At 67.3% G+C, this 19,654-nt stretch carries 16 protein-coding genes; 10 read left to right on the top strand and 6 right to left on the bottom strand.

The window, feature by feature from the left end; all coding sequences use genetic code 11:
• Positions 1-7 precede the first annotated feature (7 nt).
• From mce to OKW87_RS04145, 5 genes are all read left to right on the top strand, one after another.
• Positions 8-427: a methylmalonyl-CoA epimerase gene (gene mce, locus OKW87_RS04165; protein WP_265542535.1), complete on the top strand. Its 420-nt coding sequence runs from the start codon at positions 8-10 to the stop codon at positions 425-427.
• 129 nt (positions 428-556) lie between these two features.
• Positions 557-1,330, top strand: coding sequence for an enoyl-CoA hydratase-related protein (locus OKW87_RS04160; protein ID WP_265542533.1), 774 nt, complete (start codon positions 557-559; stop codon positions 1,328-1,330).
• Between the two features lie 148 nt (positions 1,331-1,478).
• Positions 1,479-3,731, top strand: a complete 2,253-nt coding sequence (gene scpA / locus OKW87_RS04155) for a methylmalonyl-CoA mutase (protein ID WP_265542531.1) — start codon at positions 1,479-1,481, stop codon at positions 3,729-3,731.
• Positions 3,728-4,822 (top strand): biotin synthase BioB, encoded by a 1,095-nt coding sequence (gene bioB / locus OKW87_RS04150; RefSeq protein ID WP_265542529.1) that lies wholly within the window; start codon positions 3,728-3,730, stop codon positions 4,820-4,822. The genes scpA and bioB overlap by 4 nt, the downstream gene beginning before the upstream one ends.
• 127 nt (positions 4,823-4,949) lie before the next feature.
• Positions 4,950-6,929, top strand: coding sequence for an acetyl-CoA carboxylase biotin carboxylase subunit (locus OKW87_RS04145; protein ID WP_265542527.1), 1,980 nt, complete (start codon positions 4,950-4,952; stop codon positions 6,927-6,929).
• 8 nt (positions 6,930-6,937) lie between these two features.
• Here OKW87_RS04145 and OKW87_RS04140 read toward each other — a convergent pair whose 3' ends face one another.
• On the bottom strand, positions 6,938-7,471 hold the full coding sequence (locus tag OKW87_RS04140; protein WP_265542525.1) for a LuxR C-terminal-related transcriptional regulator: 534 nt from the start codon (positions 7,469-7,471) through the stop codon (positions 6,938-6,940).
• An 83-nt stretch (positions 7,472-7,554) separates the two neighbouring features.
• On the opposite strand from OKW87_RS04140, the gene OKW87_RS04135 reads away from it, so the two are divergent.
• A complete protein-coding gene (locus OKW87_RS04135; protein ID WP_265542523.1) occupies positions 7,555-9,396 on the top strand; it encodes an ATP-binding protein in 1,842 nt (613 codons plus the stop codon).
• 10 nt (positions 9,397-9,406) lie between these two features.
• On the opposite strand, the gene OKW87_RS04130 is transcribed toward OKW87_RS04135, so the two are convergent.
• From OKW87_RS04130 to OKW87_RS04120, 3 genes are all read right to left on the bottom strand, one after another.
• Positions 9,407-10,507 carry a serine hydrolase gene (locus OKW87_RS04130; RefSeq protein WP_265542522.1) on the bottom strand — a complete coding sequence of 367 codons (1,101 nt, stop codon included), beginning with the start codon at positions 10,505-10,507 and terminating at the stop codon, positions 9,407-9,409.
• A gap of 62 nt (positions 10,508-10,569) precedes the next feature.
• On the bottom strand, positions 10,570-11,163 hold the full coding sequence (locus tag OKW87_RS04125) for a hypothetical protein (RefSeq protein WP_265542520.1): 594 nt from the start codon (positions 11,161-11,163) through the stop codon (positions 10,570-10,572).
• Between the two features lie 223 nt (positions 11,164-11,386).
• On the bottom strand, positions 11,387-12,799 hold the full coding sequence (locus tag OKW87_RS04120; protein WP_265542518.1) for an MmgE/PrpD family protein: 1,413 nt from the start codon (positions 12,797-12,799) through the stop codon (positions 11,387-11,389).
• Positions 12,800-12,860: 61 nt separating this feature from the next.
• Between OKW87_RS04120 and OKW87_RS04115 the strand changes: the two genes are divergently transcribed.
• Positions 12,861-14,147 (top strand): alpha/beta hydrolase, encoded by a 1,287-nt coding sequence (locus OKW87_RS04115; protein ID WP_265542516.1) that lies wholly within the window; start codon positions 12,861-12,863, stop codon positions 14,145-14,147.
• A gap of 7 nt (positions 14,148-14,154) precedes the next feature.
• Here OKW87_RS04115 and OKW87_RS04110 read toward each other — a convergent pair whose 3' ends face one another.
• A complete protein-coding gene (locus OKW87_RS04110) occupies positions 14,155-15,117 on the bottom strand; it encodes a hypothetical protein (RefSeq protein WP_265542515.1) in 963 nt (320 codons plus the stop codon).
• Positions 15,118-15,182: 65 nt separating this feature from the next.
• Positions 15,183-16,175 carry a LacI family DNA-binding transcriptional regulator gene (locus tag OKW87_RS04105; RefSeq protein WP_265542513.1) on the bottom strand — a complete coding sequence of 331 codons (993 nt, stop codon included), beginning with the start codon at positions 16,173-16,175 and terminating at the stop codon, positions 15,183-15,185.
• An 86-nt stretch (positions 16,176-16,261) separates the two neighbouring features.
• Between OKW87_RS04105 and OKW87_RS04100 the strand changes: the two genes are divergently transcribed.
• The 3 genes from OKW87_RS04100 to OKW87_RS04090 are packed head-to-tail and all read left to right on the top strand — an operon-like array spanning position 16,262 to position 19,604.
• Positions 16,262-17,443, top strand: coding sequence for a cytochrome P450 (locus OKW87_RS04100; protein WP_265542512.1), 1,182 nt, complete (start codon positions 16,262-16,264; stop codon positions 17,441-17,443).
• Positions 17,440-18,561 (top strand): CapA family protein, encoded by a 1,122-nt coding sequence (locus OKW87_RS04095; protein WP_265542511.1) that lies wholly within the window; start codon positions 17,440-17,442, stop codon positions 18,559-18,561. The genes OKW87_RS04100 and OKW87_RS04095 overlap by 4 nt, the downstream gene beginning before the upstream one ends.
• The gene (locus tag OKW87_RS04090; RefSeq protein ID WP_265542509.1) at positions 18,558-19,604 is read left to right on the top strand and encodes a hypothetical protein; all 1,047 of its coding nucleotides are present in this window, start codon (positions 18,558-18,560) and stop codon (positions 19,602-19,604) included. Before OKW87_RS04095 ends, OKW87_RS04090 begins: the two co-directional genes overlap by 4 nt.
• Positions 19,605-19,654: the final 50 nt, after the last annotated feature.

The following is a 19,654-nucleotide window of genomic DNA, read 5'->3' as shown; positions in this document are numbered from 1 at the left end:
AGGTCAAATGAAACTCGGCCGCCTCAACCATGTCGGGATCGCGACGCCTTCGATCGCGGCGTCGATCGCGCTGTATCGCGATACGCTCGGCGCGGAGGTTGTCCGCGAACCGTTCGACTTGCCCGCGCAGGGGGTGAAGGTGTGCTTCGTCGATACCCCGAACACGCAGATCGAGTTGATCGAACCGCTGGGCGAGGATTCGCCGATCCATGGCTTTCTGGCGAAGAACCCGGCCGGGGGGCAGCATCATCTTTGCTATGAGGTGCCGGATATTCTTGAGGCCAAGGCGTGGTTCGAGGGCAGGGGCGCGCGGTTGCTCGGCGAGCCGCGGATCGGGGCGCATGGGACGCTCATTTTCTTCGTGCATCCCAAGGATATGGGCGGGGTGCTGACCGAGATCATGGAGACGCCCAAAGATGCGCATTGAGCCCCTTCATCGTCACCCCGGACTTGTTCCGGGGTCCAGCGGGCGGCACGCGGCGCGTGTGGCGGGGAATGCATCGTGCGCGGCGCACTGGACCCCGGCACAAGGCCGGGGTGACGGAGTATTGTTTGGATGAGCGATCAACCGATCCTCTACACCCTCGACGGCGACGTCGCGGTTATCCGGCTCAACCGGCCGGACGAGCTCAACGCGCTGACGCTCGACATGCTCGATCTGCTCGCCGCGACGCTGCAGCGCGCAGTCGACGACGGCGCCCGCGCGGTATTGCTTACCGGCGAGGGCAGGGCCTTCTGCTCGGGCGCCTCGCTCAAGCAGTTCGGTGGGAGCGGCGATGCGGGCGATCGGCTGCGCAACCATTACAACCCGGTCAGCCAGGCGATGGCCGATCTGCCGATACCGATCGTCTCGGCGATCAACGGGCCTGCGGCAGGGGCGGGGGTTTCGATCGCGCTGGGGGCGGATATCGTTATCGCCGGCACGCATAGCTGTCTGCTGCTGGCCTTCGCCAATATCGGGCTGGTGCCCGATGCCGGCGCGACCTGGCTGATCGCCAAGGCGGCGGGGCGGGCGAAGCTGCTGGAAATGGCGCTGCTCGGCGAGAAATTGAGCGCGCATGACGCGAAGGAAGCCGGACTGGTCACGCATGTCGCCGACGAGACGGCGTTGTTCGACGTGGCGATGCATTATGCGCGGCGGCTGGCGTCGATGCCGACGCTCGCGCTGGGGCTGATCCGCAAGCAGGCGAAGGCGGCGCTGTCGGGCACGCTGGAGGAGACGCTGGCGCTGGAGGCCGCGCATCAGTCGGTGGCGGCGCGGTCCGAGGATTTCCAGGAGGGGGTTGCGGCGTTTTTGGGGAAGCGCGTGCCGGAGTTTAAGGGGCGGTGAGGTGCATCGAACTAAACTCCCTCTCCCGTTGGGAGAGGGAAGGGGCCCGCCGCGCTAGCGGTGGGAAGGGTGAGGACAGTTGCCCTCATTCGGCCCTCACCCTTCCGGCGCTTCGCGCCTCCCTCCCTCTCCCAACGGGAGAGCGAATTTGAGCACACTTGCCGAGTGGGAGGCCGCTGCCGCCAAGGAAGTGAAGGGCCGCGATCTGACCTGGCACACGCCAGAAGGTATCGCCGTCAAACCGCTCTACACGCAGGAAGACGTCGCCAATATCGACCCCGGCCTGCCCGGTTTCGCGCCCTTCACCCGCGGCGTTCGCGCATCGATGTATGCCGGGCGGCCCTGGACCGTGCGGCAATATGCCGGCTTCTCGACCGCGGAGGCCTCCAACGCCTTCTACCGCCGCAATCTCGCCGCGGGGCAGAAGGGGCTGAGCGTCGCCTTCGATCTCGCCACCCACCGCGGCTATGACAGCGACCATCCGCGCGTCACCGGCGATGTCGGCAAGGCGGGGGTGGCGATCGACAGCGTCGAGGATATGAAGATCCTGTTCGACGGCATCCCGCTCGACCGGATGTCGGTCAGCATGACGATGAACGGCGCAGTGATCCCGATCCTGGCCTTCTTCATCGTCGCCGGCGAGGAGCAGGGGGTCGACAAGAGCCTGCTCGACGGGACCATCCAGAACGACATCCTCAAGGAGTTCATGGTTCGCAACACCTATATCTACCCGCCCGAGCCGAGCATGCGGATCATCTCGGACATTTTCGCATATACCTCCGCCAACATGCCGAAATTCAACAGCATTTCGATATCCGGCTATCATATGCAGGAGGCCGGGGCGACGCAGGTGCAGGAGCTGGCCTTCACCATCGCCGACGGCATGGAATATGTGAAATATGGTGTGGCTTCGGGCCTCGATATCGATAAATTTGCCGGCAGGCTCTCGTTCTTCTTCGCGATCGGCATGAATTTCTTCATGGAGATCGCCAAGCTGCGCGCGGCGCGGGTGCTGTGGCATCGGGTGATGACCGGGCTCGGCGCCAAGGACGAGCGATCGAAGATGCTGCGCACGCATTGCCAGACGTCGGGGGTCAGCCTCACCGAGCAGGATCCGTACAACAATGTGATGCGCACGACGATCGAGGCGATGGCGGCGATGCTGGGGGGCACGCAGTCGCTGCACACCAACGCGCTCGACGAGGCGATTGCGCTGCCGACCGATTTCTCGGCACGGATCGCGCGGAACACGCAGATCGTGCTCCAGGAAGAGACCGGGATGACCAAGGTCGTCGATCCCCTGGGCGGGTCCTATTATGTCGAGGCGCTGACCCAGGAGCTCGTCGACAAGGCCTGGGCGATCATCGAGAAGGTCGAGGCCGATGGCGGCATGGCCAAGGCCGTCGCGCATGGCTGGCCGAAGCGGATGATCGAGGAGGCGGCGGCGGCGCAGGCGGCGCGGGTCGATCGCGGCGAGCAGGTGATCGTCGGGGTCAATAAGTATCGAAAGGCCGATGAGGACCCGATCGAGACGCTCGACATCGACAATCATGCGGTGCGGGAATCGCAGATCGCGCGGATCCAGCGGGTCAAGGCGGCGCGCGACGAAGCGGCGTGCCAGGCGGCGCTCGAGGCGCTGCGTAAGGCGGCTGCTGTTTCTCCCCGGAACGGGGAGGGGGACCATGCGCAGGCAAATGGAGGGGGCGTGCCACAAGCGACATCCTCCGTGGAGAGCCCCCTCCGTCAGCCTGCGGCTGCCACCTCCCCGTGCCGGGGAGGATCGAATCTGCTCGAACTCGCCGTCACGGCCGCCCGCGCGCGCGCCACGCTGGGCGAGATCAGCAGCGCGATGGAGGCGGGTTTCGGGCGTTACGCCACCCAGCCGACGCCGGTGCAGGGCATCTACGGCGGCGCCTACGAATTCGACGCGCAATGGGCGCGGCTCAAGGACGGGGTCGACGCCACCGAACGCCGGCTCGGCCGCAAACCCCGGATGCTCGTCGCCAAGATGGGGCAGGACGGGCATGATCGCGGCGCGAACCTGGTCTCTTCTGCTTTCGGCGATCTGGGGTTCGAGATCGTGCCCGGGCCGCTGTTCCAGACTCCGTCCGAAAGTGCGAAGCTGGCGATCGAGAAGGACGTCGATGTGGTCGGCGCCTCGTCGCTTGCGGCGGGGCACAAGACGCTGATCCCCGAGCTGATCCGCGCGCTGCACGATGCGGGGCGGGCGGATATCAAGGTGATCGCCGGCGGGGTCATCCCGGCGCGCGATTATGAGTTTCTGCGCGAAGCGGGGGTGCAGGCGATCTTCGGGCCGGGCACCAATCTGGTGCAGGCGGCGGAGGAAGTGTTGCGGCTGCTCGGGCATAATATGGCGCCGGTCGGGGAGGCTGCGGAATGAGTGACACCAAGTTCCCCTCCCGCTTGCGGGAGGGGCTAGGGGAGGGGCTGTCACCAGGCCGTCTCGAACAGGCCCTCCCCCGACCCCTCCCGCAAGCGGGAGGGGAGATCAGGAGCGACTGGACGCGCGCCGAGATCGCCGCGTTGTTCGATCTACCCTTCACCGAACTCGTGTTCCACGCCGCGGAGGTCCACCGCGCGCGCCATGATCCGCATGCCGTCCAGCGCTCGACCCTGCTGTCGATCAAGACCGGCGGCTGCCCCGAGGATTGCGGCTATTGCAACCAGTCGGCGAGCGCCGAGACCGGGCTGAAGGCCACCAAGCTGATGGACGTCCGCGCGGTGCTGCAGGCGGCGGCGCAGGCGAAGGACAATGGCTCGTCGCGCTTCTGCATGGGCGCGGCGTGGCGCGAGCCCAAGGATCGCGACATGCCCGCGATCGTCGCGATGGTGCAGGGCGTGCGGCAGATGGGGCTCGAGACGTGCATGACGCTGGGCATGCTGACGCCGGGGCAGGCCGAGCAGCTCGCGGCGGCGGGGCTCGATTACTACAACCATAATATCGATACTTCGCCCGAGAATTACGCGAACGTCATCTCGACGCGCAGCTTCGAGGATCGGATCGAGACGCTGGAGAGCGTGCGCGCGGCCGGGATCAACGTGTGCTGCGGCGGGATCGTCGGGATGGGCGAGACGCGCAGCGATCGGGTCGGCTTCATTCATGCGCTTGCTAGCTTGCCGCATCACCCGGAGAGCGTTCCGGTCAATGCGCTGGTGCCGGTGAAGGGCACGGTGCTGGGCGATATGCTGGCCGATACGCCGCTGGCGCAGATCGACGACATCGAGTTCGTGCGGACGATCGCGGTGGCGCGGATCACGATGCCCGCGAGCATGGTCCGGCTGAGCGCGGGGCGCGAGAGCATGAGCGATGCGACGCAGGCCTTGTGCTTCCTGGCGGGGGCGAACTCGATCTTTACGGGGGACAAGCTGCTGACCACGGGCAATGCGGGTGACGACAAGGATGCGGCGTTGTTCGCGCGGCTTGGACTGAGGTCGCTCGAGGCGGAACCGCAGCGGATGGCCGCGGAGTGAGCGCTTTTCTCATTCGTCATGCTGAACTTGTTTCAGCATCCATCCCACCACAAGCGCCGTCCGCCCCCGTGGAGCGATGGACCCTGAAACAAGTTCAGGGTGACGAACAAGAATTTGGGACCCGCTGATGTTCAAGAAGATCCTGATCGCCAATCGCGGCGAGATCGCGTGCCGGGTGATGCGCACCGCCAAGAAGATGGGGATCGCCACCGTCGCGGTCTATTCGGACGCCGATGCCCGCGCGCCGCACGTGCTGATGGCCGATGAGAGCGTGCGGCTCGGGCCGGCGCCGGCGGCGGAGAGCTATCTCAAGGCCGAATTGATCCTGCTCGCCGCGAAGGAGACCGGGGCGGACTGCATCCATCCCGGCTACGGCTTTCTTTCGGAGCGCGAGAGCTTTGCGCGGGCCTGCGAAGAGGCCGGGATCGCCTTCGTCGGGCCGCCGCCGAACGCCATCGCGGCGATGGGCGACAAGATCGAATCGAAGAAGCTCGCCAAGGCCGCGGGGGTCAATGTCGTCCCCGGTTTCCTGGGGGAAATCCGCGACACCGAACATGCCGTCGAGATCGCTTCGGGCATCGGCTATCCGGTGATGATGAAGGCCTCGGCCGGCGGCGGCGGCAAGGGCATGCGGCTGGCCTGGTCCGAGCAGGACGTCCGCGAGGGCTTCGAGGCGACCAAGCGCGAGGGGCTGGCGAGCTTCGGCGACGACCGCGTGTTTATCGAGAAGTTCATCGAGAGCCCGCGCCATATCGAGATCCAGCTGATCGGCGACAAGCACGGTAACGTCCTCTATCTCAACGAGCGCGAATGCTCGATCCAGCGGCGGCACCAGAAGGTGGTCGAGGAAGCGCCGTCGCCGTTCGTGACGCCGAAGATGCGCAAGGCAATGGGCGAGCAGGCTGTCGCGCTGGCGCAGGCCGTTGGCTATCATTCGGCGGGGACGGTCGAGCTGATCGTCTCGGGCGCGGATACCAGCGGCGAGAGCTTCTATTTCCTCGAGATGAACACAAGGCTCCAGGTCGAGCATCCGGTGACCGAGGAGATTACCGGGCTCGATCTGGTCGAGCTGATGATCCGCGTGGCTTATGGCGAGAAATTGCCGCTGGCGCAGGATGAGGTGCAGATCAACGGCTGGTCGATCGAGAACCGGGTCTATGCCGAGGATCCCTATCGCGGCTTCCTGCCGAGCACCGGGCGGCTGGTCCGCTATCGTCCGCCGGCGACGGGGGAGGGCGTCCGCGTCGATGACGGGGTGACCGAGGGCAGCGAGATATCGATGTTCTACGATCCGATGATCGCCAAGCTGATCACCTGGGCGCCGACCCGCGAAGAAGCGATCGACGGGCAGATCGCCGCGCTCGATGCCTTCCGGGTCGACGGGATCGGCCACAATATCGACTTCCTCTCGGCGCTGATGCAGCATCCGCGCTTCCGCTCCGGCGCGATCACCACCGGCTTCATCGCCGAGGAATATCCCGAGGGCTTCCATGGCGCGCCGGCCTCGCAGGCGCTGAAGCGCAAGCTGGCGGTGATCGCCGCGACGATCGATATCGAGCGCGCCGAGCGTGCGGCCGAGATTTCGGGGCAGCTCAACGGCGCGATTGCGGTGGGCGACCATCGGGTCGTGCTGCTCGATGGCGAACGCTTCGAAGTCAGCGTCGGCGAGCGTGTCACCGTCGATGGCCAGACGGTCGAGATCGAGGGGGAGTGGGGAGCGGACAATCTGATCCTCACCGCGCTGATCGACGGAGAGAGCTTGAGTGTCGGCGTGGTCCGTCAGGGCACGTCGTGGAAGCTCACCGCGCATGGGGCATCGCACCTCGTCCAGGTCCTGCCGCCGCACGTGGCGCAGTATCGGCACCACATGATCGAGAAAATTCCGCCCGACATGAGCCGCTTCCTGCTCGCGCCGATGCCGGGGCTGCTCACCCGGCTCCATGTCGGCCCGGGGGATCGGGTCGAGGCGGGCCAGCCGCTCGCGGTGGTCGAGGCGATGAAGATGGAGAATATCCTGCGCGCCGAGAAGGCCGGGACCGTCAAGGCCGCCAATTTCGCCGAGGGCGACAGCCTGGCGGTCGACGCGGCGATTCTGGAGTTCGAGTGACGCCGGCGCTAATGCGAGTGTGCGGACGAGGCGCGGACGAGATCGGGCATGCGGCCGTTGCCCCCCAGCATCGCCGCGGCTTCGTTGCGGTTCTTCACGCACAGCTTCACGATGATGTTGTGCATGTGGTCCTTGATCGTCGAAACCTCCAGCCCGAGCGCGCGGGCGATCTGCTTGTTCGACATGCGCTGGCGGACGAGGCCGAGGATATGATGTTCGCGTCCCGACAATTTATCGAGATCGGTCGAACGGCCCTGGCGCACCGCGAGCAGCGCTAGCCGCTCCTGCATCCGGCGGGCCACCCGCGGCGGGCATAGCAGCTCGCCGCGGCCCGCGGCTGCAATGACCTGTAGCAGATCGTCGATCGAATCATTCTTGGTGACGAAGGCGGCCGCGCCGGCCTCGACACAGCTCAGCACTTCGTCGTCGCTCTCGACCAGCCCGAGGGCGATGACCGGGCGCCCGCCCGCGGCGCGATAGGCCGATGTGACGCTCTGCGCGGGATCGCCTGCGTCGGAGCTGGTGGTAACGTCGATCAGCACCAGGTCGCACGCCGTCGACAATAGCAGCGCCTCGATCTGGCTCGTGTTGGCGCCGCTTCGGCCTGAGCGCGGACGAATGCGACTTGCTGTTCCTCGCCGCGGTCGTCGAGATCAATCCGCGCGCGGCGCGGATGGTCGCCCTGCTCAACGACAATGGCGGGCGATCGCGACCGGTCGCGGGCGTCGTGGCCGATTGGGAGGGCGATGCCCGCCTGCTGATCGAAAGGCTGGCGGGCGACGGCCCGCTGACCCGCCATGCGCTGGTCTCGATCGAGGGCGACGGGCCGATCGCGACGCGTACCGTCGTCGTCGACGCCACGATCTGGCCGCTGCTGTTCGACCTCGAGCGCCAGCCGCCCTTCCCGGTGGAAACCCTCGAGGTGGCCGCGCCCGAGCGGCTCGAGCTTCCCGGGCACGTCCAGGCCGAGGTGGCGCGCGTCATCGAAGGCCTGGAGGGGCAGGATCCGGCGGGAATCTTCGTCGCGATCGTCGGCGACGAGGAAGTCGGGCGCGGCGCGATTGCGCGTACCGTCGCCTCCAGCCTGAACCGGCGCGCGATCACGGTCGCGGGCGCGGCGCTGCAGACGCCGGCCGCCGTCGCCGCGCTCGGGCGGGAAGCGATGATCGCCGAGGCGGCGGTCATCGTCGCCGATCCCGACGCGATGCCCGCCGAATGCTGGCGGCGGCTCGTGGCGGAGCTGGAGGCGCCGCTGTTCACAGTGGCCGATCCGGATCGGATCAAGCCGCTGCTGCTGGCGACCAGCCGGCCCGCGATCCTGATCGCCGCGCCGCGCCGCGACTGGGCCCAGCGCATCCGCATGTGGCGCGCGCGGGCGCCGGTCGATTGGCAGCCGGAGGCGATCGACGACATCGCGGATCGCTTCGACTTCGGCAATGCGCGGATCGACGCCGCGCCGGGGCTTGCGCGTGCCGAGGCGCGCGCCGCGGGCCGGCCCGCGCCCGATGCCGGCGATGCGCGCCTGGCCTGCGAACGCATCCGCGACACGCGCTTCGGCAGCGCCGCCGAGCGGCTGGAGCTCGCCTTCGATGTGAACGACATCGTGCTGCGCGAGGAAACGCGGCGCGAACTCGATCTTGCCATCGCCTGGGCGCGGCACGGCGCGCGCCTGTTCGGCGAGGGCGGCCCCGGCGCGTCGCTCCACGCCGGCGCCGGGCTGGCCTGCCTGTTCACCGGGCCTCCGGGCACGGGCAAGACGATGGCGGCGCAGATCGTCGCCCGCCAGGTCGATTATGCGCTCTATCGGGTCGATCTGTCGCAGGTCGTCGACAAATATATCGGCGAGGGCGAGAAGCGTATCTCGTCGCTGTTTAAGGAAGCGGGGCGATCTCGCGTCGCCTTGTTCTTCGACGAGGCCGATGCGTTGTTCGGAAAGCGTACCGAGGTTCGCGATTCGCATGATCGCTACGCCAATATCGCCGTCGATCACATGCTGCAGGAGATCGAGCGCTTTCCGGGCTGGACGATCCTGGCGACCAATTTGTCGGGAAACATCGACAATGCCTTCATGCGCCGCATCCGGGTGCGCGCCGACTTTCCGGCGCCCGGCCCGGCGGATCGGGTGGCGATCTGGGAGCGGCTGTTGCCGCCGCTCGATGCGCGCCGCGACATTGTCGTCGCGCTGCTCGCCGAGCCCTATGAACTGGTCGGCGGCGAGATCCGCAACGCGGTCTATACCGCGCATCTGCTCGCCGCGTCGGAAGGGGAGGCGTTGGCGATGCGCCACTGCGTCGCCGGTCTCACCCGCGAGTTGAGCAAATCCGGGCGCGTGGCGGATCTGGGGGTACTGGCGCCCTGGCTTCCCGATGTCCCCGGAGCACCGAGAGGCAGGGTCATCCGCGCGGTGGGCGGGGTTTCCGAAAGCGCGCTTGGCGGCCAGGGCGCTTCCTATCGGACGGCAGGGTAGGGCCTGCCGCTTACTCGACGGCCCGAATCAGTGCCCGCGTCACATCGCCCATGAGCCGCATCCGCACCGGGATCGGCAGGCGGGTGCTGCGGATCATCACCGCGACCGCATAGGTGCGGCCGTCGGGCGATTTGACCAGCCCGACATCGTTATAGCCGGTCGAGAGGCTGCCCAGATCCTGCCCCGTCCCGGTCTTGTGTGCGATGGTCCATCCCGCGCGGAGCCCCGATTTCAGGCGGAGCGGCCCGGTCCTGCTGGCGTTCATCAGCGTGAGCAGGTGCACGGTCGACTCGTTGCTCAGCAGCTCGCCCTTCTGCAGCAGCGCGAGACCATGCGTGATCCCCGTGGCCGAGGCCCCGTCAATGGGTGCGGCGAGATAGCGCTTCAGCGCCTTGTCGCGCGCCGCGAACGGCATCTTGGCGCGCGCCTGCAGGAAGCCCCAGCCACCGGCCCATTCGGGTCGCCAGCGCAGCCCGGCGGTCTGCGCCTGGAGCAGGCGCTCGCCCGGTCCGAAGCCGACCCCGGCAACACCCTTGTTCGCCAGCATGCGGCGGATCGCGGCCGGACCGCCGACCTTCCACAGCAAGACGTCGTTGGCGCTGTTGTCGCTTCGTGTCATCGCGCCGCGCAGCAAAGCGCCGATCGTGGTGCGATAGCCGTCCTTGTCGACCAAAGCGCGGATGGGCTGGTGAAACAGGGTCAGGTCCGATTTTCGGACGGTGACCGGATCGCTGAGCTTCAGCGTGCCGCGATCGACCGCATCCATCAGGGCAATCGCCACCCACAGCTTGCTCACGCTTTGCTGCGGCAAGGGGATGTCGGCATTATACCCCACGGTCCATCCCCGATCCACGTCGCGGATCGCGATGCCCACCGTTCCCCTGAAGCCAGCGCCCAGCGCCTGCACCGCATTGAGCAGGTCCGCCGGCGGTTGCTCGGGACGGGCAACCAGGGCGGCGGCTGAAGCCGATGCCGGGCTTACCGTCGCGGTGACCGGCGGGGTGGGCGGGAGCCGCTGGACCGGCGCTGGAGGGCGGGGTGCCGCGCCGGTCGGAACGCAGGCAGCGGAAAGCAAAACGATGCCGAGGGAGGCGATTGCCCCCCTGGCCATTGGAAATCTACGCAAACGCAAACTCGCTACTCTGTGACGCTCCGCGACGCAGGACGTGGCCTTTACTGCGTCGGCTGGGGCTTGCTGGCCTTGACCGCGGCATCGAATTCGTCGGCGGTAAAGGTCAGCGCAAGGCCGGCCGGTGTCATGATGAACGCCTTGCGCGGCAGCTGAAGGTCGCCGCTCTTGTCGGCCAGCGTCAGCACGACCCATTCCTCGCCGACGACCGACTTCACCGTTCCCAGAAGCGCGGTGCCGCGGACGCTGCGTACCTCGGCGCCGGGCTTCAACGCCGCCACCAGCGCGGCGGCATTGTCCGCGCGCGCCTTGGCGGCAGCGGCGTTCAGTTCGTCGCGGGTCAAGGCGATCACGAGACCCTTCGGCCATTGCGCGAAGGCGCTTGGCGGCAACGTCACCTTCTCGGTGCCCGTGGCGACGACCGCATTCCCGCCGACGATCGATTCGATCGTGCCGACTTCGCCTTCCTTGGCATCATAGACCTTGGCGCCGACCGTCAGGCTGGGCGCGCCCTGGGTCGCCGCAGCCGCAGCCGCAGCAGGGGCGGGAGTCGCGGGCTGCGCAGTCTGGCTCTGCGCCTGCGCAGACGTGGCGATGATCGCGGTGAGGCCGAGGGTCAAGGCTGACAGGGTTCGCATGGTTCATCCATTCATGATTTCAGGTACCGCCGCCGCCTAGCAGCCGACACCGCGCAACGGGGGATCGCATCGGTGAGCCGTGCACTGCTTTGGACCAGTCGTGCCCGATCGGCGAAGGTTGCACGGCTCGGAACATAACGGGGGAACAGGTAACGCCGACATGATCGCTTGGCAGCGGATGCGGACTTTCTCCTGCTGCGCCGGCCGTGATGCCGCCTTCAGATCAGGAATTGACGGAGAGTTTCGAGGGGGTCGCTTTCACTCGCAACAGGCTCGATATCGAATCGCGCGGTCCTAGGTCGAGGATGCCCGCAGCGGCGGCGCTGGACTGGCTGGCTTCCAGCGGCAGGGCCGCATGACCCGCGCACAGGATGAATTTGTCGATCAGCGCGCTGTCCGGCAGCGGGTTGCCGGGATGTCCCGCGGCATGGGGCACTGCGTGGTGCAGTCTCTCGCCGGAGTGCAGGATTAGCGTCAGCGACCCGCTTGCGGCATGCGCCCGACCCCAAGCGGGATTGGAGCGCTCAACCACGCGCTGTGCCAAACCAAGCACTGCTTCCTCGCTGCGCGCGCCGTCGTCGAACGAATTGAGCGACACCTCGCCGTGCACGAGCGCGTGCGCCGTGGCGAAAGGAATGGAGAATTTCGCCTGAATCGCATTCCCTGGCGCGGCTTTGGCAGGCTGCGGGCGGATCAGCATCTCCTGCACCGGGCCGATTTCCGCCTCGACGCGTTCGATGTCGCGCCAGTCGCAGCGTGCGCGGAGCTCCAGCGCCGCCTCGATATAGGGATGCGTTCCCCGGCAGCTCGGCCAGGGCTTGAAGCTGACCTCGTCGCCAAGGAAGCGGCTGCCCAGATCGGCGGTCAGCGCGTCGGTCGGTCCGCCGCCGCCATAGACGGCAAAGAAGCCGCCGCGTCCTTCGAGGGGTTCCGCGAACGCCTGTGCGCCGGCCCGGGCGAGCAACGCCGCCTCGACGGCGCCGCGCGCGGCGAAGGCCTCGCGCACGCCGCGCAGCGGCGAGACGGGGTCATATTTGATTGCGCCGGGGAAACTCGCGGACAGCATCGCGAGCCCCATCGCATCGCGAATGCCGTCGGCGTCCAGCCCGATCAGCTTCGCGCACGCGGCGGCCGAAGCGATCAGTCCGACCAGGGCAGGGGGATACCAGCCGCCTTCTTCATAAGCGCGCGCAGGCGACAGCGACAGGCGGCAGGCGAGGTCACTCCCCACCGCCATCGCCGCGAGGAAGTGCCCGCCGTCGATTCCCGGCTCGGAATCGGCAAGCGCCAGCAATGCCGGGACGAGCGCGGCATTCGGGTGCGCCGCGCCGGGATCGAAAGTGTCGCCGAAATCCATAGCGTGGGCCAGCGCGCCATTGGCCAGCGCCGCTGCGAGGGGCGTGGTGCTCTTGTCCGTCCCGAGAATGCGCGCGGGCCCCTTGCCCTGGTCGAGCGCAAGCTTGCGATACGGCAGGGCTTCGGCGGCGAGGCCGCTCGCCGCGAGCGAGACCCCCAGGGCATCGAGCAGTGCGCGTCGCGTCGCATGCCGTGTGCGCTCGCTCAGCCGGTCGTAATCGATCCCGGCGAAATGGGCGGCGACCTGCGCTGAAAGCCCGATATTTGTTTTGGCGCACAACATTCTATGCAATCGCTTTCATCGGAACTAATGCGGATGCAAGCAGAAAAGGGAAACTGATATGGCGCGCTTGCTTTTCGTCCTGCCGTTGGCGCTGGCGGCTGCAGTGTCGCTGCCCATTGCCGGCCCGCTTGCCGCACAGCAGGCCTCAGGCACAAGGTCGCTTTCCGGCACTTTGCCCAGCGGAGCCAAATGGGTCGCGCAGGTTCCCGCCGTCTGGAACGGCACGCTGTTGCTGTGGAGCCGCGGCTATTCCCCCACCGCCGGTTCGCCCGAAGCGGCGGGGCGCGGGATGCACCAGCAATTGCTCGACGCAGGCTATGCGATCGCCGGATCCGATTATGGCGCAGGCGGCTGGGCGCTGGCCGAAGCGGTGCCGGCGCAGCGGGCGACGATCGCGGCCTTCGCCGCGGCCCATGGCACGCCCAAGCGGGTGATCGCCTGGGGCTATTCGATGGGCGGGCTGGTCAGCACCGCGCTGGCGGAGGAGCCGAAGCCCGCGATCGACGGGGCACTGGCGATGTGCGCGTCGATCGGCGGCGCGGTCGGCATGATGAACATGGCGCTCGACGGCGCCTATGCCTTCCGGACGCTGGTCGCCCCTGATGCAGGAATCCGGTTGGTCGAGGTGGATGACGACCGTGCCAACGGCAAGCGCGTGAACGACGCGCTGGCGGTCGCGATGACCACGGCCGAAGGCCGGGCCCGGGTGGCGCTGGCCGGGGTGCTGGGCGGCATCCCCGGCTGGACCAGCCGCGACCGGCCCGAGCCCGCCGCAAGCGATGTCGAGGCGCAGGTGGACGAGATCGGGCGCAGCTTCACGATGGGCATATTCCTGCCGCGCACCGATCAGGAAGCGCGCGCCGGCGGGGTCTTTTCGTGGAATGAGGGCATCGACTATCGCAAGCAGCTCGCGCGCTCGGGGCGCCGCGCGATGATCGAGGGGCTGTATCGCAAGGCCGGGCTGGATCTCGATGCCGAACTCGCTCGGCTGAATGCCGGCCAGCGCGTCGCCGCAAAGCCGGACGCGGTCGACTATATGGTGCGCAACTACACCCCCAATGCCCGCCCGGGCGTGCCGCTCCTCGCGGTTCAGACCGTCGGCGATGGCTTGACCTCGCCTTCGCTCCAGCACGGCTATGCCGAGGCGGCGCGCGGCGACGTCAAGAGCGTCTATGTGCGCGGCGCCGGGCATTGCACCTTCGCGCCCGAGGCGGTGATCGCCTCGATCCGGTTCCTGGACGCGCGGCTGGAGCAAGGGAAATGGGGCAAGTCACCGGCGCTGTTCGTGCCGTACACGCCGCCGCCGATGCTGCGGCCGTTCGTTCGCGGACGTGAAGGCCGGTAACGACCGGTCAGTCTATCCGCTTCTTCGTGACGGTCCATTGCGTGTCGGTGCAGAGCCGGCAATCCTTGCCCTTGAAGCTCCTCTCCGCAGCGGCATCGCCGCGAAGCTGCCAGTTGAGCCACTGGACCGCGACCTGTGCGACGGGGCCGCCATTGGCCTGCTGGAAGGTACCGCCATGGCCCACGTTCAGGTCGGCGAGCATCACCGGCACATGCTCGATCCGGCGAACGTCGTCGGTGCCGTTGGGATAGGCCACGTCGCCTGGGCCGCCGAGCACATAGAGCACGGGGGTATGCAGTGTCTTTAGCAGCGACTTGTCGACCGTCAGCCCGGCGATCGGATTGCTTCCATCGGTGAATACGCCGCTATTGTGGACAATCACTGCGCCGACGCGCGGATCGCCCGCGACCTGCAGCGCCTGCAATCCGCCGCAGCTATGCCCGGCGACGGCGACCATCTTCGGATCGATACGCTGATAATAGCGGCTGCCCTTGCGACCGTTTTCGGCGAGCGCCCAGCTGATTCCGGCGCGGACTTGGTCGGAGGTGGTTTCCACGGCGAGCCTCCTGGGGCCGGCATTGGCTGGGCGCGGGACGGCGCTGGCGCCGGGGCCACTCATGACCTTGCCGGGCGCGATGACGACATAGCCGTGCGAGGCGATCTCGGCCAAATGGAAGCGCGCGCTGGCGCCGTCTGCGCCGCAGCCGCCATTGCCCCAGACGAGCACGCCCAACTTGCGAGCGCCCAAGGCGTCCAGCTTTGCCGGACGATAGACGACATGGTCGGCGAGCGTCGGATCGACTTCCTTGATTGCCGGAAAGGCGCCGGTGCCGGGCGTGTCGGGGGCCGCATTGGCTGCCGCGCGGGCAGCGGCCGCGTCCGCGGCCGACGGCGCGGGCGAGGTTTGGGGAGTCTGCTGCGCCGATGCCGCGGTTCCGACCAGGGCAAGCAGGGCCAACGTATATCGCATGCAGACTCTCCCGATCTTGGTATGCGGGGAAGCTATTCTCCCTGCCTAGGCGAATGCAAGCGGTTTCATGCGCTTTCGCGGGCGATCACGCGGAAGCCAACATCGATCTTGTTGTCGATCGGCGTGCCCGACGCGCGAGCGCGCAATACGCGAAGAACTTCGCGCGCAATGCGTGCGCCGTCGACATCCACCGAGGTGATCGTCGGGCGCATATCGCCGGCCATGCGCAAATTGCCGAATCCCGTCACGGCAAGCTGGTCGGGAACCCGAACCCCTGCCGCCTGCGCTTCGATGATCAACCCCTGGGCGATCCAGTCCGATCCGCAGACGACCACGTCCGGCCGTTCGGGCAGGTCGGCAAGCGCGCGATAGCTAAGGCGGCCCTGGCCGAAATTGCTTGGCACGTTGACTTCGAGCCGGGTCGGCTCGGTGCCGCCGTCGCGCATCCACCGGTCGGAGAAGCCCATTGCCCGGCGTTCCGATCGGCTCGATCGCGGCACCACCAGATGCGGTCGCCGGTATCCGCGCCCGCGCAGGAAGCGCGCCATCTCCTCGCCTGCGGCACGATGCGAGAAGCCGATGGCCACGTCGATCGGCTCCTCGGGAAGGCCCCAGGTCTCGATCACGGTGACGGGGTTGGCGCGCAGCCGTGCGCGCGTCTCGGCATCGGAGACGATGCCGGTCAGGATGATCGCATCGACGCGCCGAGCCAGCGCCATGTTGATTTCAGCCTCGAGCCGGCCATTGTCGGAGCCGGTGAGCGCCAGCACGACGCTGTTGCCGTCGCTCGCCAGTTCCTCGATCATCGCCTCGACCGTATCGTTGAAGATCGATGCAGCGATGTCCGGCACGAGGGCCGCGATTAACCGCGAGCGACTGCCCGCCAGTGCACCGGCGGTCATGTTGGGCACATAGCTGGTCGCCGCGATCGCCGTTCGGATACGCTCGGCTGTCGCCTCCGCGACCACTTCGGGGTTGTTGAGGAAGCGCGAGACCGTCGCCGCGGAAACGCCGGCGTGGGCGGCGACATCGTCCAGGCGGGGTGCGCGGGCAGCCATGGCCACCCTATGGCCGAAATGGACCGACCGCGCCAGAACGCAAAAGTGGCTTGCAAGCGCTTGCACTGCGCAGTACCAATATTGTTATGTCGCATGACTTTGATCCCCTGGCGCCCGAGACCTTTGGCAGCGCAAATGCCGAATATGCGCGGCTGCGCGAGCGGTGTCCCGTGGCGCATAGCGATGCCTGGGGCGGCTTCTGGGCGCTAATGAAGCATGCCGATGTCGCGGCCGCGGCGAGCGACTGGAAAACCTTCATCACCTCCAAGCAGAATGTGATCCCCAAGGTCGCGTTCACCGGGCGACGCCCGCCGCTGCATCTCGATCCGCCCGAGCACACGCCCTATCGCCGTGCGCTTGCGCCGCTGTTCACCGAGCGGAGTATCGCCCGGCTCGAGCCGATCATTCGCTCGATCTGCCGCGATCTTCTGGCGAAGATGGTGGCCAATGGCGGCGGCGACGCGGTCGCCGATTATTCGGCGCATATGCCGATCGCGACCTTCGCGCACTGGATGAATCTGTCCGAGGATGCGGTTGCCGAGCTCACGCGGGTGGGCCAGCGCTACAATATCGCGGTCCAATCGGCCGACATGGAGTCGACCAAGGAATCGAGCCTCGTCCTCTACGACATGGCGCGCGGCATCGTCGCGGATCGACGCGCCAACCCGATGCCCGAGGATGAGGATGCGACGAGCGCGCTGCTTGCGGTGCGCGTCGATGGCGAGCCGCTCCCCGAGGAGTTGATCGTCGGCACGATCCGTCAGGTTCTGGTCGTCGGCATCATCGCGCCCGGCGTGCTGATCGGGTCGATCGCGGTGCATCTCAGCCGCGACCGCGCGCTCCAGTCCCGGCTTCGCGCCGATCCGTCGCTGGTGCCCGCCGCGGTCGATGAATTCCTGCGGCTCTACACGCCCTATCGCGGCTTTGCCCGTACCGCGGTCGAGGATGTCACCGTCCGTGGTTGCCCGATCCCCGCCGGCGAGCCGATCGCGCTGGTCTATGCCTCGGCCAATCGCGACGCCGATGTGTTCGATGATCCGGATAGTTTCCGGCTCGACCGGCCCAACATGAAGGATTCGCTCGCCTTCGGCCGCGGTCCGCACACCTGTCTCGGCGCCGGGCTCGCCAAGCTCGAGCTCGTCGTCGCGGTCGAGGAACTGCTTGCCGCGGCGTCCGGCTTCACCCTGACCGGAGAGCCGCGCCCGACCCGCTTCCCCGAGATCGGCGCGCTCACCGCCCCGATCGCCTTCGAGGCGGCGGAGGCATGAGCCACGTCTTTCTCGCCGTCGGCGATCTCGCTATGGATCGCGACGATTATGACGAGAGCTTCGTCGATACGCGCGACGTGCTGCGCGCGGCAGACATCAGCTTCGGCCAGATCGAGACCAGCTTTGCCGAAAGGGGCGTGCGCTTGCCGCAGGCGCGCCATGCCGTCCTGGCCCGCCCCGATGGCGCGGGGGCGCTGCGCCGCGCCGGCTTCGACATTGTGTCGCTCGCCGGCAACCATGTCCTCGACTGGGGCAATGACGCTTTCTTGGAGACCGAGGCGAACCTGCAGGCGGCCGGGGTCAAGACCGTCGGTGCAGGCGCGAACCTCGCCGAGGCGCGCAAGCCCGTCTTATTCACGCTCGGCGACGGGACGAAAGTCGCCATCCTCGCTTATTGCAGCATCCTGCCGCACGGTTATTGGGCCGACGAACGCCGCCCGGGCTGCACGCCGATGCGCGCCTTCACGGTCTATGAACAGATCGAGCACGATCAGCCCGGCACGCCGGCGCGCATCCACACCTATCCGCATCGCGAGGACCTGGCGGCGATGGAAGCCGATATCCGCGCGGCCAAGGCGCAAGCGGACGTGGTCGTGGTCTCGCAGCATTGGGGCATACACTTCGTCCGCGCGTCGATCGCCGACTATCAGCGCGACGTCGCCCGCGCCGCCATCGCCGCCGGTGCCGACGCCATCCTCGGCGGGCATGCCCACATCCTGAAGGGCTGCGAGATCGTGGACGGCAAGCCCGTTTTCTATTCGCTGTGCAATTTCGCGACCGATCTCCGCATGGACCCGATCCACGCCGCGTCGAAGAGCTTCAACGAGATCCGCGTGCTCGCCGAGGAATGGGAGCCCGATTTCGAAAGCCTCTACAATTTTCCCAAGGCATCGCGCCTCTCGATGGTCGCGCGGCTTGAGATTGCCGGCGGCCGGATCGTCCGATCGGGCTTCCTGCCCCTCTACATCGATCGGGACGCCGTGCCGCGCTTCGTCGCGCCGGGCAGCGAACGTCATGCCGAGGTCGTCGACTATGTGGCGGCCGTCACTCTAGAAGCAGGGCTCAACGCCCGCTATCGCGTGGAGAGCGAAATGGTGGTCATGGAAGCGGCGGCATGAGCGCCGCCAACAAGAGCGGCGCGTCTGCCTTCCCGCTCGAAGGCTATGTCTTCCTCTATCTGATCGCCTATCTGCCCAACGTAATCATCACCAAGCTGGTGACGAGCACCGTGCACCCCGGCCTGGGCCGCCCGCTGACCGGACTGGAGACGCTGCCGGCCTCGCTGATCATCAGCCTGGTGCTGACCTATCTCTTCATCTGGTGGTCGGGCTGGCACAAGGATGCGCATGGCGTGATGGTGCTCGGGCGCCGCATCCCGGTGCCGACCAAATATACTTTCTATTCGGGGCTGGGCACTGCGCTGGTCCTGTTCACGGTGCCTTTGTCCTTCACTTTCGAAGGCGTCAGCATCCCCTTCATCCAGCTGCTGATGCGGGGCGATATCCTGCTGATCGCGCCGATCGTCGACCTGATCTTCGGGCGCCGGGTGCGCTGGTGGAGCTGGACGGCGCTGGTGATGGTGCTGATCGCGATGGTCATCACCCTGGCCGATCGCGGCGGCCTGTATCTGCCGCCACTCGCGATCCTGACGGTGGTGCTCTACACGATCGGCTACTTTGTCCGCCTGCTGGTCATGACCAAGGTATCGAAGAGCGGCGATCCGGCCTCGATCCGCCAGTATTTCGTCGAGGAGAAGGTGTTCGCGTTGCCGCTTTCGGTGGCGCTCCTTGCCGCGGTTTCCGCGTCGGGGATCGGCAGCCAGTCGGGCGCGCTCGGCTGGGGCTTCCTTTCGGTGTGGACCGATCCGGTGATCCTGCCGCTGTTCGGCATCGGCGTGACGCTCACCATCGTCTCGGTATTCGCGATCATCATCCTGCTCGATCCCCGCGAGAATGCCTATTGCGTGCCGCTCGAGCGCGCCGCGAGCCTGGTTGCGGGTGTCGGCGGCGCGTTGATCCTCGCCTGGGTGTGGGGGCTGCCGCACCCGCGTCCGGCGGAGCTGGTCGGCGCCGGCATCCTGATCGGCGCCATCGTGCTGCTTTCGCTTGCACCCCGCTTTGCCGACCGTCCCGCCCGCGCGGCGCGCGCCGAGACGATCTGAACCACGACAACAGCGATCGAACCGCAGGGACATGCGGAAAACATGAAGAG

The organism is Sphingomonas sp. M1-B02 (assembly GCF_026167525.1).
GTDB lineage: Bacteria > Pseudomonadota > Alphaproteobacteria > Sphingomonadales > Sphingomonadaceae > Sphingomonas.
This window is presented reverse-complemented; position numbering and strand designations above follow the sequence as displayed.